Raw genomic sequence first — 17,405 nt, 5'->3', positions numbered from 1 at the left:
TAAAAAAATATATTAGTTAAAATCGTATCTTCGTATATCACTTCAAAATGATTATTCTCAAGTAAATTGGTACTATTTTAACTATATTAAGCTACACCCTTATGGATATTATGTAACTGGCGTTTGTAAAAATCAACAATAAGGGTAATTCTGTTTTATGATTTCTAACAATTCTAGACATATTTTAAAAATAAATTATATTACTATTAAATGAAAGCGTTAATCGTCGTTTGTACAATGACTGGACTTGTCCTTATTATTAGAGGCTTCTGGGTCAATTTATAGGCTGCAGGATGCCTTAGAATAGCTAAAACACAAGAATCGGGCAGCCATTGAGCTCGTAATAGGCCCTAAACAAATCCAAACCCAGGCATTGGGTAATCATAGAGCTCGTATAAGACCCTAAAAGTGCTCAAACCCAGTCATTGAGTAACCATATTGTTGCTGTTATGTATAGAAGCAGCTGTTTTTCCCCTTGAAAAGAGCATGATATGAAACTTAATACCTGAACCAGTAACATGGATTATGAACACAGTCACTGATTTTGGAAAAAGGATAGGTGAGCGAATGACACTTCTTAGAAGGATGCATTAGATAAATCAGCCCGTATTTATAAACGGCAAACAGATTATTGCCAGCTATAATACAATACGGATTACGATCGCCAAGCTTCATGATCAGCTGGACGGCTTCCTATCCTCGGGTTTTGGCTGTTCTGCTGGCTGACACGGACTTATGGTCCGTATTTTATTTATTTTAGAAGTTAAAATGGGACGAAGTGTTCAGAGGGAAAACCTAATTTATGGTAATAAATATTTACGTTTTGTTAACTGTTTATGGTTTTTTTGCAAATCATCTGTAAATTCGTTAATTTTTTACAAAAAAATGATATATTTAAAGAGTGCTAAATAACAAGGTTTATTTGGAGGTGTTCATTATTCGTCTGATTTCGAACGAAGGAGACTTTCCGATGGATGATTTAATAGAACGTATTCTGTAGTAAGCGCTTACAAATTTATGGATTACTTTTCCGGTTTTTAGTTTAGCGGAAGCTAAAATAAGCGGATAGGTACATATGCTTATTTTGCAATTTTTTGAATTTGAGGAGGAACCAGGTTGAAGATCATGAAAAAGCAGTTGTTCATTCTGACAACTATTTTGGCATTGCTTGTCAGTTATATTGTTCCATTTAGCACGCCTGTATCAGCGGCAGCCAATTTAACAGTTCAAGAAGCGATCTCCAATAATTCCGGTACAGGTACTGTAGAAGGATATATAGTCGGTTATACAAACAGTGGTTCCAGCTATGATTTTGAAGCGCCTTTTAGCGCTGATACAAATTTTGCTATAGCAGACAAGGCAGATGAAACGGATCCGGCAAAGATTCTTCCTGTTCAATTGCCATCATCGCTGCGGGCAAAATTCGGTCTGAAAACGAACCCTGATATTGTAGGCAAAAAAGTCATTATAACTGGATCATTAGAAGCTTATTTTTCAGTTCCAGGCCTTAAAAACCCTACTGCTATGAATTTCGATGGCGAAACACCTGAAGAACCGAAGCCAATTGAAGGAATTGAAGGCTTGCGAATTCATGATATCCAAGGTGCTGGCCATGTTTCACCTTATCAATCACAGAACGTAAAAGCAGTTGAAGGTGTAGTAACCCATGTAGTCGACGCGAGCAACTTCTACATGCAGGATGCGTCACCTGATGATAGTGCAAACACATCAGAGGCGGTTCTTGTTTACAAACCGTCACATGGCATAAAAGCCGGTGATCTAGTTTCAGTAGATGGACAAGTAAAAGAATGGGTTCTGAATGGCTATGCAGAGAAGCTTGAAACGGACCTTGCCATGACAGAAATCAATGCTCAATACGGAAATGTAATTATTAAGTCAAGCGATCAAGCATTGCCAGCTGCTGTGATCATCGGCAAAGATGCGATTCCTCCGACAGAAGTAATCGACAATGACCAATTGGGCACATTCGATCCGCAGGAAGATGGAATTGATTTTTATGAAAGCTTGGAAGGTATGCGTGTTTCTCTTGAAAGTCCGACAGTTACCGGACCGCAAAAGTATGGTGAAGTACCTGTTATTACAGGAAAAGAAGAAGGAAAAGCCTATACAAAAGAAGGCGTGCCTTTACTAACTAAAGATAATCAAAACCCAGAGAGAATGTTCTTATTATTAGATAACCGCAGCTATACGGCAAAAGCCGGAGACCAGTTCAGCGGAACTGTTACAGGTGTTGTGAGCTACGGCTTCAGCAACTTTAAGATCCTAGTAAAAGAAGCAAATCTGCCTGAATTGACAGAACGTGAAGTTACATCAGATGTAACAACAATTGAAAAGGAAGAAGATAAATTAACGATTGCTGGCTATAACATCGAAAACTTTGCATCAGCAGATACGGAAAAACGCGATAAGCTTGCTAAATCTGTTGTTGAAAACTTAAAATCTCCAGACATTATCGGCTTAGTAGAAGTGCTGGATGAAAGCGGCGAAACAGATGACGGCACAGTAAAAGGAGATGCAAACTACAAGGCGCTCAGCGATGCGATTGCTGCTAACGGCGGTCCAACTTACGCATTTACTGAAATTGCACCAGAAGATAAAAAGGATGGCGGTGTTCCTGGAGGAAATATCCGTGTTGGATATCTGTACAATCCTGAAAGAGTCACTTTATCAGAAGGAACAAAAGGTGATGCAACAACGGCAGTTGCTTACGAAAATGGCTCATTGACTTTAAATCCTGGACGAATCGATCCGACAAACCCGGCTTTTGAAGACAGCCGCAAGCCACTTGCTGCACAATTCACCTTTAAAGGAGAAGATGTTATTGTCATCAATAACCATTTCAACTCTAAAGGCGGAGACCAGCCGCTATTCGGCAAAAACCAGCCTCCTGTATTGGGCAGCGAAGAACAGCGCCTGAAAATTGCTGAAATTGTTAATTCTTTTGTGAAAAATGTTCACGAAAAAAATGAAAATGCAAATGTAGTTGTGATGGGAGATTTAAATGACTTCGAATTCTCAGCGCCTCTCCAAACCCTAAAAGGTTCTGAGCTTGCGAATTTAGTTGAAACCCTTCCTGCAGCTGAACGCTATACTTATAACTACCAAGGCAACGCACAGGTTCTTGACCACATGCTGGCATCGAATCAACTGGCTGCCGGTGCAGAATATGATATTGTCAACTTTAACTCTCCATATATGGAAGAGCATGGCCGTGCAAGTGACCACGATGCTTATGTTGGACAGTTTGACTTATCTTCTGATGAGGAGTTCAATCTTTCTATTATGCATACAAATGATACACATGCACATGTGGAAGGCTATCCCCGTTTAATCACAGCTGTAAACGAATTGCGCAGCCAAAAAGAGAACAGTTTACTTGTTGATGCAGGAGACGTTTTCTCTGGAACACTATACTTCCGCCAATATCTTGGACTGGCTGATCTGCATTTTATGAATCACCTGAACTATGATGCTATGACACTCGGAAATCATGAATTTGATAAAGATTCTAAAACACTTGCAAACTTTATAAATGAAATGGAATTCCCAATGGTGACTTCAAACGTAAATGTAACAGCAGATGCTGATTTAGGTCCCCTTTTCAAAAATGAAATCGGAACACCTGGTGAAGGCGGAATCATCTATCCTGCCATCATCAAAGAAGTAGATGGAGAAAAAGTAGGGGTCTATGGATTAACAACTCCAGATACGTCATTCCTTGCAAGCCCGGGAGAGAATGTTGTATTTGAAGATGTTGTTCAAAAATCAAATGAAACGATCGATATGCTCAAGTCAGAAGGCGTCAACAAAATTATTGCCCTTTCTCATTTAGGGTATTCTAAAGACTTAAAGCTTGCCGAAGAAGTAGATGGAATTGACTTAATTGTGGGCGGCCACTCTCATACAAAATTGGATGCACCGGTTTTAATCGAGAAAGAAGAGCCTACTGTTATTGTTCAAGCCGGCGAATACTTAAATTTCCTTGGTTTAGTAGATGTAACATTTAACAAAGATGGTGTTGTAACTGGTCATAATGGTCAATTAGTTACACTTTCAAACTATGCTGAGGATGCTGCTGCAAAAGAAAAAGTTGAAGAATACAAAGTGCCGCTTGAAGAAATTAAGAACCAGGCAGTTGGAAATACTTCGGTTGAACTTAACGGAAAACGTGCAGATGTACGCACAAAAGAAACAAACTTAGGAAATCTTATTGCAGATGGAATGGCTGCAAAAGCAAATGAATCTGTCAAAACGCATATTGCACTTCAAAACGGAGGAGGAATCCGTGAGTCCATCACTTCTGGAGAGATTACGCTTGGCGAGGTTCTGACAGTATTGCCGTTTGGAAACAACTTGGTGACACTTGACCTCACAGGCCAGGAAATCCTGGATGCCCTTGAGCACAGTGTAAGCGGAGTAGAAACAGGAGAAGGACGTTTCCTGCAAGTATCAGGGATTAAATTTAAGTATGACGTAACCAAGCCTGTCGGAGACCGGGTTTGGTTTGCTGAAGCGAAAACAGATAATGGATTTGAAGCAATTGATGCAAATCAAACATATAGAGTCGCTACCAATGCATTTACGGCAGATGGCGGAGACGGCTATACGATGTTTAAAAAAGCTAAAGACGAAGGCCGTATGACAGAGTTGTTCGTAGTAGATTATGAGGTCTTCACATCATATCTTGCAAAGAACAATCCAGTTTCACCTGTGGTTGAAGGCAGAATTATTCAAGAAACAGAAGTAAATGAAACTCCTGTAAAGCGCATTAAGGGTAAAAATCGTTATGAAACAGCTGTAGAAATCTCTAAATCAGGCTGGGAAACAGCGAAAACCGTTGTCCTTGCCCACGGAGATTCTTTCCCTGACGCACTTGCCGGTGCACCGCTTGCTTACAAGCTTAATGCACCAATACTGCTGACAGAAAAAGGATCATTAAATAGAGCAGCGAAAGAAGAAATCAAGCGCCTTGGTGCCGAGAAAGCAGTTATTCTTGGCGGAGCAGGTGCAGTAAGCGAATATGTGAAGTACCAGCTTATTGGCATGGACTTAAAAGTAGAGCGTATTGGCGGAGATGACCGCTTTGAAACAGCAGCAAACATTGCAGCTGTTCTTGGCGGAGCACCTGAAAAAGCGATCATAGCAAATGGAAGGAATTTCCCTGACGCGTTATCAATAGCTTCGTATGCAGCGAATAAAGGATATCCAATCCTTTTAACGGATACTAATATACTTCCAGAAGCTTCAAAGAAAGCATTAAAAAATATAGACAGTACAATCGTAGTAGGCGGTGAAGCTGTAGTAAATGCCAAAGTATTCAAGCAGCTTGAAAAACCTGAACGCTATTACGGAAAAAACAGATACGGAACAGCTGCTGTTATTGCGACAGAGCTCAACCCGTCAAATAAGGTGTTTATTGCAACTGGGGAGAACTTTGCTGATGCACTTGCCGGATCTGTACTTGCAGCCAAAGATAATGCATCAATGCTTCTAGTTAAGCCTAAAAACATTCCATCTGAAACAGAAGCAGCATTAAAGGTGATCAAAGCGGATGAATTTAACGTTCTTGGCGGAGAAAATGCGGTAAGTGAAGAAATATTAAATCATTTAAAAAAGCAATAGGCAAGAAATTGAGCTGCCGGGAGATTCCCGGCAGTTTTTTAGAATAAGTTAAATGCATTAAACAATGTCAGCTGAAAATACTTTAGAATCTAATTTCCTAGTTAGACAGCTTAAAACTTTGATAAAATACAGGGTAAGAAGGAAGGGGCGATACTATGAATACGACGATTATTACTGGTGCATCCCGGGGACTCGGAGAAGCCATTGTAAAACAGCTGCTGAAACCCAACCATCAAATTATTTATCTTTCAAGGTCTGAGAATAAAGAACTAAGACGTCTTGCTGTTGAAAAAGATGCTGTTCTGCAGTTTGTACCATGCGATTTATCAAACGCTCCTCATGTTGAAGCAGCGATCCCTGAAATTTTTGAAAAAATTGATTTGAATGCTGCAGAAAGGATCACCCTGATTAACAATGCGGGTACGGTTGATCCTATGAAGCCTGTCGGAAAAGCAGAAGCGGCTGAACTTGAAGCGCATGTCCAGCTGAATTTGATCGCACCGATGGTATTATCAAATGCTTTTGCATATAAAACCAAGAATATAGAAGCCGAAAAAGTGGTTGTCAATATTTCATCGGGCGCTGCCAATAATCCAATCTACGGATGGAACGCTTACTGCAGCTCAAAGGCAGGGCTTGATATGTTCACTAAAGCTTTTGGACTTGAACAGAAACAAGAACAGCATCCTGTGACTGTCCTCTCATTCTCACCGGGAATTATGGACACAGATATGCAGGGAAATATACGTAATACGCAGCCTGAGGATTTTGCAGAAGTGGCAAGGTTTCAAGAATACCATGAATCAGGGAAGCTTAGATCCGCTGAATTTGTGGCAATTGAACTGCTTAAGTTATTAAACAGTCCAATTGAAAATGGAAGAGTTTATGACATAAAAGAACTTATATAATAACAGAGCGGAGCATCCTTTGACTTGGGTGTTCCGTTTTTTTATTCGCGCCTGGCTCCCCGGCCAGAACGTCTCCGTCAGTAAAAGCAAAACCGGCTTTTTCTGACGGATCCTTATCTGTCTGTCGGAGCTAAGCAGTCGGCTCCGCTTTTCTAATTAAGACACACTAAGTTCCTTTTTCCAACTCCCTTGAAGTTTGCGGATAAGGATAATTTGACCGACATGACTTGCATTGTGGATGGTGACATTTAGCAAAACGGAAATCCACGGTTCTTTATTATCTTCTCGAACGGATGATTGAAGTTCTTCTTCCGACAATTTTTCAAGTTCATCTATCCATTCTTTAATGACCAGAAAAAGCTGCTCTTTTTTGTCATGCCAATTATCACCTTCTTTGATGACGAAGGTATCTTCATTAGCAGGGTGACTGTTTGACAAAGGCTCTTTTTTTAAAAGTTTAAGATGTCTTGTGTTATAGAAAACCAGATGATTAATAATCTCCCAAATTGAATGAAAGTTTTCCTCTTTTTTCCACGAGGCTTGTTCTTCAGTTAAATCCTTTAGGGCTGTTTCAAGGGAGGCAAACCAATTATCTTCAAAAAAGCAGGCCATTAGTTGTTCTTTGAAAATTTCATTCGAATTCATTCTTCTCATCTCCTTTTAGGAGAATTTCCACAAGTTACCCCGTTTTCCCTTTAGAATTCTCTTAAAATTATTTTCACATCATTTCACATCATTCTCTTATTATGTTACGGAATCAGATGGACATGATAAGGGAAGAAAGATGAAAAAGGAGTGATGGAAAATGAAAAACAAGAAATGGCTTATTGCTTTCACTGCACTGGCACTTGTCATTCCGACAGGTGCACTGGCAAATACAGAAAAATGGCGGATCAGTGAGCAGCATGAGCCTGCAAACCATGAAGGAATGAAGAAGGACTGGCATGAGAGAAAAGCTGAACGGGAGCAAAAGATTCTTGAATTAGTAAGTAAGTATTCACCTGAAACGAAGCAAGAATGGGAGAATGTATTTAAGGAGAGAGAAGAGCTTTTCAAGCAGCTGGATAAAGCAGGTTTAAGAGAGAAGCATCATGCACTTAGAGAAAAGAGAAAACACGAAATAGCAGAGCTTGAAGAAAAAGTGAAAAAAGGTGAATTAACGAAGGAACAAATGAGAGAGAAGATGGAAGCTTTCAGAGAACATAAAATGAAACACCAACAAGGTAGACAAGAGATGAGAGAACAGTGGAAGCAAGCAATCGACAGCAAGGACAAAGCCAAAATCAAAGAAATGCTGAATGCAAAATTACAGAAGATGAAAGAACACAATCAGAAGATGAAAACACTAATGAAAGAACAAACAAAAGGATAAAACAGCGGTCTGGGACGTCCAAAATGGCGTCCCTTTTCTATATCCTCATTATCAACATGATTTTTAATGATTTTCCCTATGGCAACTCATTAAAATTGACATATATATATCAAAGACAAACTTTAAAATCGTCAGGTTAAATGGTTATCTGTCAGCTCATTCAGCTTTTTTTCCATTTCTGTCCTGTCAAAGGAAGAGTACCAGCGATAATCATCTTCATCAATGATACGAAAATGAAAGCTGATCACGTTTTGCTGTAGTTTGAAGCCTTTGATCTGAGCAACATCCTTCCACCATATTTTTCCTCCTAGTGTCTTTTCCTTGCGGGTCTGCATTTTTTGATGAGCGACGAGCTGCAGAATATCGAAGGGGTCACCGCCTGTAGTCTGCTGAAGAATGGTGCTGTGTCTGAAGAGGGCACACAATGCAACAATCGTTGACCATGATGCTTCCTGCCGTCCCTTTTCAATCTGCACGAGCGTTTTTTTGGAGAGCCCAAGTACTTCAGCCATTTCTTCCTGTGTATAACGGGATTCGGTTCGGATTAGAAGCATTTTTTTAGATAGATTGGCAGTTAGTTCATGTTTTTTCATGAAAGAGCTCCTTTTCCCTTGATATAGTGTAATTCTACACGAAATGAAAGGCAACTTCAGTATAACTGCTTAAATTATTAAAGAAGTTAGATAGATTAGATAATCATGTCATACAATATAACAGGATTGTTGCGGCAAATGCCGTATTATGTTAAGGTATACAGAAATATTTTAAGAATACCTCAGCTTAATTATATAGTTCTTACCAGTTTCACACTATTTACAGGGAGGAGATTACATGCGAAATGTAACATTGACAGAGGTTTATTCCCATCCTATTGCTCAAAAATATTTACAGCGTTCAGGAGTAGCGCATGCAATTGCTGTAACCTACCATGCATATAGATTAGCCATTCAGCACGGTGTAGATCCCGATCTTGCAACCAAAGCAGCCCTGCTTCATGATATTGGGCATTATGAGTGGTACACAGATGGGGAATGGGATTATGAAAAGTATAAAGAGAATGATATACATGCGATAAAAGGTGCAGAACGTGCCCATAAGCTTTTGATCCGTCTTGGGGAGGATCCGCAATCTGCTAAACAGATCGCTTTAGCCATTTTGTTGCATACAGATTCTTACCTGCCGGAAGGCTCGCTTAATCAAAATTCACTTCAAAAAGTAGTTCGCTTAGCTGATGAAATGGATGAGGAGCCAGGCGGAGGCCATCATTACCGGACGATTAATGAAAAGACAGCCTTAAAGAAAATTCAAAAGCTTGATGAAAAAATCAATCAACTGCAAAACCCCACTTTGAAAAAATCCGTATGAATGATATAAATCCACCCAAGGAAATGATGGATTTGATTTGTTTTATTGGCTGAATATTTTTCCCGATGAATCAACATAGACTGTTTGAACAATTGTTCTTTCAAATATGTCTCCATTCTGAGTTTTCCCTCTAATATCAACCGTTATATTATAGATTCCTTCCTGCTTTAACTCTAGCCCGATACCCGCTTTTTTTATTGATTTTATGAACGTTTTTGTCTGCTTCTTTGTTTTAGTTTGAAAGTGATCAACTATCACGAAAGCTTCGACCTCTTTTTGAAGTTTTGCCTGGTTTATTTTAAAGGCAATGTTCTGATTTTGCTCATTGATTGGCAGTAGTGAAATGGCATCATTGTCAGCTGAAAGATAAGCGACGTTCAGGAAATAAGCTTCACCTGAAGAGTTTAATGCAGTTAAACTCCATTTACCTTTTTTAGGCTTTGGAATGACGATTTGATGATGATAGGCTCCTTCAAAAATTCCATCTGCTTTTATTGTTTTAAACGAATGATAATCTGTCTTTCCATCAGGGGAATCCAGAGCAAGCTTCGTTGAAGGCGAGCTGCTCATCCAATCAACAGTGATTTCACTGACAGATTCTTCAACATTGAATGACTCTTGCTGTGTGCCGGTAAATTCTCCGCCGCGATAATAATATGAAGCTCTGACTGCATTGTTTTCTTCACTTATCATATTGATGCTTTCTGCAGCAGCTGTACTTCTTAAATACGGTTCAAATAACAGAAAGGTTGAACTTCCTTTCTTAATAGAAGTATGATCCCAGCTGCCGGTTCTGATTTCAGTGCCATAAGATAATCTGGAAGACTGCACGGTTACAGCTCCATCATTGCTGCCGTAGGAGCTTAAATATAATCCGCCCCAATAAAGAGATGAACCAAAGCTTCCCCACTTGGTCCCGCCAAAAGTATAGATACGATTCTTTCTGGAATTTGTATGAGCATCCGTTTGTTCTCTGAAATTGCTCATGTAGCCGGTCTGCAGGGAATAAACAGCATCATTTTTGCTTCCTAATATTCCTGACAGCCACCCAGCCCAGCTGCTGTAAGTAAGGTCTGCAAGCTGCGATCCGGAATGCGGAGTCGATAGCGTAATCACGTTGCTTACATATTGATGCGCACCATAATGCACAAGCGCAGATTGAGCATCGATTCCTCCTTTGCTGTGAGAGACAAGCATCAGTTTCTGACCGCCAAAATACTGATAGATTTCGCTTAATTTCTGTGCCAGCAGGGCGCCGTTATCCCACATGTTTTTCGCAGGATATAAATCAATAAAAGCTGTACGATATCCATTTGCATAAGCGGTACTATACATATCATTTTGATTCCACCACGTATTCGATGAGCTGTTCAAACCATGGATGAAGACGATAGGAGATTTTGATGAACTGCTGCCGGGCGGAGTATCGCCTGTATACCATTGGCCCGGATTTCCGGGAGGATCCTGATTACCAAATGAGCCGGCAAATGTGCCTGCTGGAACAAAAAGCATGAAAGCCGTAAGCAATATTATCAGTTTTCTGATCATATAGGACTCCTTTACAATGTGATGAAAGCCTTTACATATATATGGAGCCCTTATTTGAAAAAGAAGAAGGAACAATTGCCCATTTTGAATGCAGTGTCAATTGGGCTCCTGTCTACATAAAGCGAAATAAGGAACTCATCGAACAAAACGAAAAATGATTTCTTTGCTGGAAAAAAGCAGTGACAAAGGAAAAGCTGCAGGAGAACAGTGCTCCCGCAGCTTTTTCTTTTACTTTCTTTTGCTTACCCAGAGAATAACCAGAATGAGTATAGATCCAATTCCTGTCATGAGCTGAATGCGCCAGTCTGCATTCAGGACTTGCTGCACGGCAAACCCCTCAATAAGAACAGCAGGAATCTTCCCAATCAGGCTTGCACTGAAAAAAACACCTGCGCTCACTTTGCTGTATGCTGCTGCAAGTGTAACAGCACCTGATGGAACAAAGGGGAAAATCCTAAATGCAAGAATAAGAAAAAATGCATCTTTGCCTTTCGTTTTTGAGAGGTTTTGCAGCATGGCGTTTATTGGCGCTTTCTTTTTTTTTAGGAATGAGAAACCTTTCCGGTATACATAAAAGCTGACCAGGACTCCAATGATTTCACCAGAAAAAGAGAGGAGAAGCCCTTCTGCAAATCCAAAAAAAGAAAGGTTTGCAGCTGTAATAAACACACTCGGCACAAATGCCAATAAACTAATGATTGTGTTAGCAGCGAGACTTATAATAAATGCCAATGGTCCGCTGATTTCCAGCCATTCTATTAATTGTTCTTTCATTTTTTCACCGCTGTCTTTTAGATATGTGTACTAGCACCTATCTATAGTTTAAACTCCGCTGAGCGCACTTACTAATAAATAATTCTAAAGAATCACTATTGTTATTGCTCATTTCGGAGCGCAGGCACTTTGAAATAAACAAACGGGCCTGCAAGAAGCAAAGGAACTAAACTGCACAGCATGATGGATTGTACCATAATGCCTGAAGATATAAATAAGGAAGTTAATCCATAAGTAAGCGGGTTAAGCCTAAGGCTGCCATGATGATAAATGACATCACTCTGCCAAGCATTGCATTTGCAAACTAGTGGGATTATCAACTTTTCTTGTTAATTTAAAGATTAAGAATACGTCACTTCATAACCGTAACGTTTGACTGTACAGTTTAAAAAAAGGTATGATAGGAGTAATCTTTTTTTATTGGGGTGATAAGATGGGGCATTGTATCGAATTGGCGAACTAGCAAAATTGGCAAACGTATCAAAGAGAACAATTGATTACTATACTCAAATTGGGCTGCTCCATGTAGACAAGACGTCTAAGTCCAACTATCGCCTCTATTCTGAACAGGCACTTTACGACATTCATTTTATTGAGGAATGCAAGTTATTCAATATGTGTCTGCAGGATATTAAAGAAAGACTGGAACTTAAGAGAAGTCAAACCAATGAAGAAGATAAGCTAATCAAACAGGCCGAAATACTGGCTACTCATATGAAACAGCTCGAACATGAAATAAAAGAGCTGAAACCAATTTTTGATAAAATGAATGGGGAAAACCAGGAAATCATTGCAAGCCGCATCTCTCCGCAGAGCATGGCGCTTATGCAATCATTAATGATTCTGCTGCATTGATTTTATAGTTTTCGGATATAAAAATTGATAACTTACTATTTTAGGAGGTGACTCCTTATTCTCTATTAGAGGATAAGGGTGTTTTGGACATAGTTAACTTGTTATTCGTGGCGATTTTAATTGCTTTAACAGCTTTTTTCGTTGCATCAGAATTTGCGATTGTCAAAATCCGCAGTTCACGATTGGATCAATTGATTGCAGAAGGTAAAAAAGGGGCAGTGGCTGCAAAAAAAGTAACTACTCATTTAGATGAATATTTATCAGCGTGTCAGCTCGGAATAACGGTAACAGCCTTAGGTCTTGGGTGGTTGGGGGAGCCAACAGTAGAAAGTCTTCTCAGACCGGTATTCGATAACTTTGAAATTAACGAATCGGTTTACCATATTTTAACTTTTGGTATTGCATTCGCATCTGTTACGTTCTTGCACGTTGTCATTGGAGAGCTTGCTCCTAAAACAGTAGCAATCCAAAAAGCAGAGGCTGTGACACTTTTATTTGCAGCTCCATTGATCTGGTTCTACCGTATAATGTTCCCATTCATTTGGGTATTAAATGGCTCTGCCCGCGTAGTAACAGGTATTTTCGGACTAAAGCCTGCATCTGAGCACGAGCTTGCTCATACTGAGGAAGAGCTTCGGATTATTCTTTCAGAAAGTTATGAGAGCGGAGAAATCAACCAATCTGAATTAAAATATATGAACAAAATTTTCGAATTTGATGATCGTGTAGCAAAAGAAATTATGGTGCCTCGAACTGAAATTGTAGCTGCTTCAGTAGAGAAATCGTTTCAGGACAACCTTGAGACAATGAGTATGGAAAAATATACTCGCTATCCGGTTGTAAACGGAGACAAAGATCACGTCCTTGGTATGATCAATCTCAAGGAGATCTTCACTGACATTTTTTCATTATCCGAAGTAGAACGCAAAAAGAGCACGATTGATAAGTATATCCGCCCTGTTATTCAAGTCATCGAATCGATTCCAATTCATGATTTATTAATAAAGATGCAAAAAGAACGCGTTCATATGGCGATCCTCGTGGATGAATACGGCGGAACAGCCGGACTTGTAACAGTTGAAGATATTATCGAGGAAATTGTTGGAGAGATCCGTGATGAATTTGACCAGGATGAGGTTCCTGAGGTTCAGAAAAAAGGCGAAGGCCATTATTTGCTGGACGGAAAGGTCCTTATCTATGAAGTGAATAATCTGCTTGGTCTAGATATCGATGATACGGATGTAGACACAATCGGCGGATGGATGCTGACAGAAAATATTGACATCCAGCAAGGCGAAAGCATCATTTTAGATGGCTATGAGTTTTTTGCAAAAGAAATGGAAGGCCACCTGATCCGAGTAATTGAAATTTTTAAGCTTGAAGAATCTGAAGAAGAGCTTGTTGCAGAAGAAAAATAATCTGTGTTTATTATGAAAGCTATGCTTATGTGCATAGCTTCAGACTGTCGACAAATCCCCCCTTTTTGGGGGATTTGTCGGCAGTTTTTTTATATAATGAAAATAGAACAATACAGAGGTGATTTGGATGTTGTCTAAAAATAATCAAATGAATCGCGATCAACTAGAAATGATTACACTTGAACAGTTGGTGCCGGAAGATCACTTAGTCCGTAAAATTGAACAAGCTCTCGATTTTTCTTTCATCTATCCATTAGTAGAGAAAGTCTATTCCGCAGATCGAGGTCGTCCAAGTATTGATCCGGTCATATTGATTAAAATGACCTTCATCCAATACCTTTTCGGTATTCGATCCATGAGAAGAACCATTGAAGAGATTGAAACCAACTTAGCCTACCGTTGGTTTTTGGGTTTTGGTTTTCATGACAAGGTGCCCCACTTCTCAACATTCGGTAAAACTATGAACGGCGCTTTAAGGATACAGATCTGTTTGAGCAGATATTTTACCGCATCTTAAAAGAGGCGATTGATAAGAAACTGGTCAATGGAGAACAGGTATTTATTGATTCAACTCACGTAAAGGCTAGTGCTAATAAACGAAAGTATCAGAAAAAGATCGTACGAAAAGAAACGAAATCATATGAGGAAAGGCTCCAAAACGAACTCAATCTAGACCGCGAAGAAAACGGAAAAAAGCCTTTTCCCCCAGATAAATTTGAACCGGAAGAGAAAGTGATTAAAGAAAGTACGACGGATCCGGAAAGTGGCTATTACGTAAAAGATGAAAGAACAAAACAGTTCGCTTACTCATTTCACACAGCCTCTGACGAAAAAGGATTTGTTCTGGGGACAATCGTTACGCCTGGTAACGTGCACGACAGTGCAATATTCGAGCCTCTACTTGATCAAGTAACTGAGCTTCACAAGAAACCTGTTGCTGTTGCTGCCGATGCTGCTTACAAGAACCCTGCTCTTGCTCACTATTTGAACGAAAAAGAAATTCGTCCGGTTTTTCCTTATACACGGCCAAAAACAAAAGATGGATTTTTCAAGAAAAGTGATTATGTGTATGACGAACATTTTGATTGTTACATATGCCCGCACGATCAAGTGCTTCCTTACAGAACTACTACGAAAAAAGGATACAGACAATACTCTTCCGATCCGAAGGTTTGTGAAAATTGCCCATTCCTAAGCCAATGTACGGAGAGCCAAAATCATCAGAAATTGATTGAAAGGCATCTCTGGCAAGAATACTTAGATGAAGCTGAACACCTTCGTCATACAGAAGAGAACAAAACAATTTATGCAAAACGCAAAGAAACGATAGAGCGTGTCTTTGCAGATGCAAAAGAAAAGCATGGTATGCGTTGGACAACGTTGAGAGGACTCAAAAAATTGTCCATGCAGGCGATGCTTACTTTTGCTGCCATGAACTTGAAAAAGTTGGCATCCTGGACATGGAAGCCAGCGAAAGCGGTATAAAAATAGTCAACGAATAGGCCTACAAACATCAAATTAGCCCCAGAAATGACAAAAAGCATTCGGATAGAGTTCATCCGAATGCCTTTTGTCTACAATCTGAAGCTATGCTTATGTGCATAGCTTTTTCTTTATAGCCTAGCTTAACATGGAGCTTCATTGACTTCTGTATGGCGTTAAGCTTCATCAAATCTTAATTTGACACTCTTTCATTCTCATAGTACGTTTGAAACAGGGATAATAAAGCAGGAGGAGGATGTAACCTGAATAAGTCAAAGGTTCATTTTTGGACGATTGAAATTTTGCTGCTGCTGTTAATTTTTTATGTAAGTACAAAGGTTTCGTTTTTATTTCGGCCGCTGATTGTTTTTGCAACTACGCTGTTCTTCCCGATTTTGATTGCCGGTATTCTGTTTTTTATTTTCAGGCCTGTGGTTAAGCTGCTAGAAAAAAACAAAGTGCCAAGAACGCTTGCAATCCTTATCTTGTATCTCATTTTTATCGGATTGATTATGCTGCTTTTATCTACAGTCGGACCAGTTGTTTCTCAGCAGATCACAGACCTGTTTATAAATTTCCCAAGATACATATCTGAAATCAGTCAGTTCATCTTGAACCTGTCTGAGTCCGGCTGGTTTACATGGGTGATGACGCAGGAATATGTTTCGATTGAGGAAACGATCGACAAAATGGAAAAATTCTTGGGCAATCTGACGACAACGCTCCCGGAAAGCATTACTTCATCTTTGACAAAGGTGCTGGGTTTCGTTACAAATATTACCCTTATAATCGTCACGGTTCCCTTCATTTTGTTCTACATGCTGAAGGATGGTCACAAGTTCCCCATCACAGCAGTCAAAATTCTGCCTGCTGCGTATAGACGTGAAGGCATTAAAATTTTTGAAGATCTTTATCAGACGCTTGCCGCTTATATTCAGGGCCAGCTGCTTGTTTCACTCTTTGTCGGGACAGGCTGCTTTATCGGATATACGCTGATTGGACTTGATTATGCGCTGATACTAGGGATAGTTGTTGCTGTTGCAAATATCATCCCTTATGTAGGACCTTTTATCGGTGCTGCACCGGCAGTGGTGATTGCTCTCCTTGATTCACCGACTAAAGCTTTGCTTACTGTCATTGTTGTAACCGTTGTTCAGCAGATTGACGGAAATGTTCTTTCACCATTAATTATCGGCAAGAGATTAAACACACACCCTCTCACCATCATTCTCCTGCTGATTGGCGCAGGCAGCTTTGGAGGTATTCTAGGGATGATTTTAGCTGTGCCGACATATGCAGTATTAAAAGCTGTTCTTTTACATGTCATCAGGCTGGTAAAATTAAGAAACAGGTATAAGCAGGAGACAGTGAACCGAAAAAATAACAGAGATGAAAACGATAGAAAGCCGCCGGTGTAACTTAAAGGGTTCCGTTTCCGGGTACTTTTTAATGGCATAAGAAATGACGTGTGATTTGGCACACGTCATTTTCTTTATTTACCAAGGTTTTTAAACCTTTTTAATGGATTTTGTCATAACAATTGACATCAATTTTTATTTTGGACAATAAGTATTGTACACTTAAGCGACAATACCAAATTGAATGCCAATATTAATGTCATTTTCAGGCCAATATAAATGAAAAAGATGTTGTTCTTCTTAATTATTGGACAGTTTAGTGGAACAAGAAGATAAGAAAACATGAGTTAGTGAGTCTTTTTCGATGCTATCCAAGCCCTGTTCGCATAACATAAAACAATTACAAAAAAGAAGGGGATATAGTGAGTTCTAATAATGGGAATGTCGGGAATGACAATAATCTAGCTGATATTCTACAATTGATTGGACAATGGTTTAATGTGACAGGAGATACATTAGGTCTTATAGGGCAAGGCTATGGCATTTAGAACGAGATAAAAATGACACAATCCAAGCACAAAAAGAGAAACAACAACAAGAGTTACAGCAGCAGCAAATGCAACAACAAATAGAACAGATGCAACAGCAAATAAAAATTTTGCAAGAACAAAAAAAAGCAATT

11 protein-coding genes and 1 pseudogene are annotated in these 17,405 nt (G+C 39.5%); 8 read left to right on the top strand and 4 right to left on the bottom strand.

Annotated features, from left to right (window positions below):
* Positions 1–1,125: 1,125 nt before the first annotated feature.
* On the top strand, positions 1,126–5,643 hold the full coding sequence (locus LIT25_22630) for a cell wall-binding repeat-containing protein (GenBank protein USK36380.1): 4,518 nt from the start codon (positions 1,126–1,128) through the stop codon (positions 5,641–5,643).
* Between the two features lie 155 nt (positions 5,644–5,798).
* Entirely contained in the window at positions 5,799–6,551 is a 753-nt protein-coding gene (locus LIT25_22625; protein ID USK33290.1) for a (S)-benzoin forming benzil reductase, read from the top strand.
* 156 nt (positions 6,552–6,707) lie between these two features.
* On the opposite strand, the gene LIT25_22620 is transcribed toward LIT25_22625, so the two are convergent.
* Entirely contained in the window at positions 6,708–7,196 is a 489-nt protein-coding gene (locus tag LIT25_22620; protein USK33289.1) for a DinB family protein, read from the bottom strand.
* A 160-nt stretch (positions 7,197–7,356) separates the two neighbouring features.
* Between LIT25_22620 and LIT25_22615 the strand changes: the two genes are divergently transcribed.
* A complete protein-coding gene (locus LIT25_22615) occupies positions 7,357–7,923 on the top strand; it encodes a hypothetical protein (GenBank protein ID USK33288.1) in 567 nt (188 codons plus the stop codon).
* A 131-nt stretch (positions 7,924–8,054) separates the two neighbouring features.
* Here LIT25_22615 and LIT25_22610 read toward each other — a convergent pair whose 3' ends face one another.
* Entirely contained in the window at positions 8,055–8,516 is a 462-nt protein-coding gene (locus tag LIT25_22610) for a helix-turn-helix domain-containing protein (protein USK33287.1), read from the bottom strand.
* Between the two features lie 238 nt (positions 8,517–8,754).
* Here LIT25_22610 and LIT25_22605 point away from each other — a divergent pair, with 238 nt between their 5' ends.
* The gene (locus LIT25_22605) at positions 8,755–9,288 is read left to right on the top strand and encodes an HD domain-containing protein (GenBank protein USK33286.1); all 534 of its coding nucleotides are present in this window, start codon (positions 8,755–8,757) and stop codon (positions 9,286–9,288) included.
* Positions 9,289–9,330: 42 nt separating this feature from the next.
* Here LIT25_22605 and LIT25_22600 read toward each other — a convergent pair whose 3' ends face one another.
* Both LIT25_22600 and LIT25_22595 read right to left on the bottom strand, forming a co-directional pair.
* Positions 9,331–10,836, bottom strand: coding sequence for a hypothetical protein (locus tag LIT25_22600; protein ID USK33285.1), 1,506 nt, complete (start codon positions 10,834–10,836; stop codon positions 9,331–9,333).
* A gap of 228 nt (positions 10,837–11,064) precedes the next feature.
* On the bottom strand, positions 11,065–11,610 hold the full coding sequence (locus LIT25_22595; protein ID USK33284.1) for a VTT domain-containing protein: 546 nt from the start codon (positions 11,608–11,610) through the stop codon (positions 11,065–11,067).
* A gap of 441 nt (positions 11,611–12,051) precedes the next feature.
* Between LIT25_22595 and LIT25_22590 the strand changes: the two genes are divergently transcribed.
* The 4 genes and pseudogenes from LIT25_22590 (at position 12,052) to LIT25_22575 (ending at position 16,783) form a co-directional block, all read left to right on the top strand.
* Entirely contained in the window at positions 12,052–12,465 is a 414-nt protein-coding gene (locus LIT25_22590) for a MerR family transcriptional regulator (GenBank protein ID USK33283.1), read from the top strand.
* 83 nt (positions 12,466–12,548) lie between these two features.
* A complete protein-coding gene (locus tag LIT25_22585) occupies positions 12,549–13,883 on the top strand; it encodes a hemolysin family protein (GenBank protein ID USK33282.1) in 1,335 nt (444 codons plus the stop codon).
* 127 nt (positions 13,884–14,010) lie between these two features.
* Positions 14,011–15,368: pseudogene (locus LIT25_22580) on the top strand (IS1182 family transposase).
* A gap of 260 nt (positions 15,369–15,628) precedes the next feature.
* Complete coding sequence (locus LIT25_22575; GenBank protein ID USK36379.1) at positions 15,629–16,783, top strand: AI-2E family transporter; 1,155 nt, start codon at positions 15,629–15,631, stop codon at positions 16,781–16,783.
* Positions 16,784–17,405 lie beyond the last annotated feature (622 nt).

The organism is Bacillus sp. F19 (assembly GCA_023823795.1).
Classification (GTDB): Bacteria; Bacillota; Bacilli; order Bacillales; family Bacillaceae; genus Bacillus_P.
Note: the sequence above shows the minus strand (reverse complement) of the source record. Positions and strands in the feature narration are given on the sequence as shown.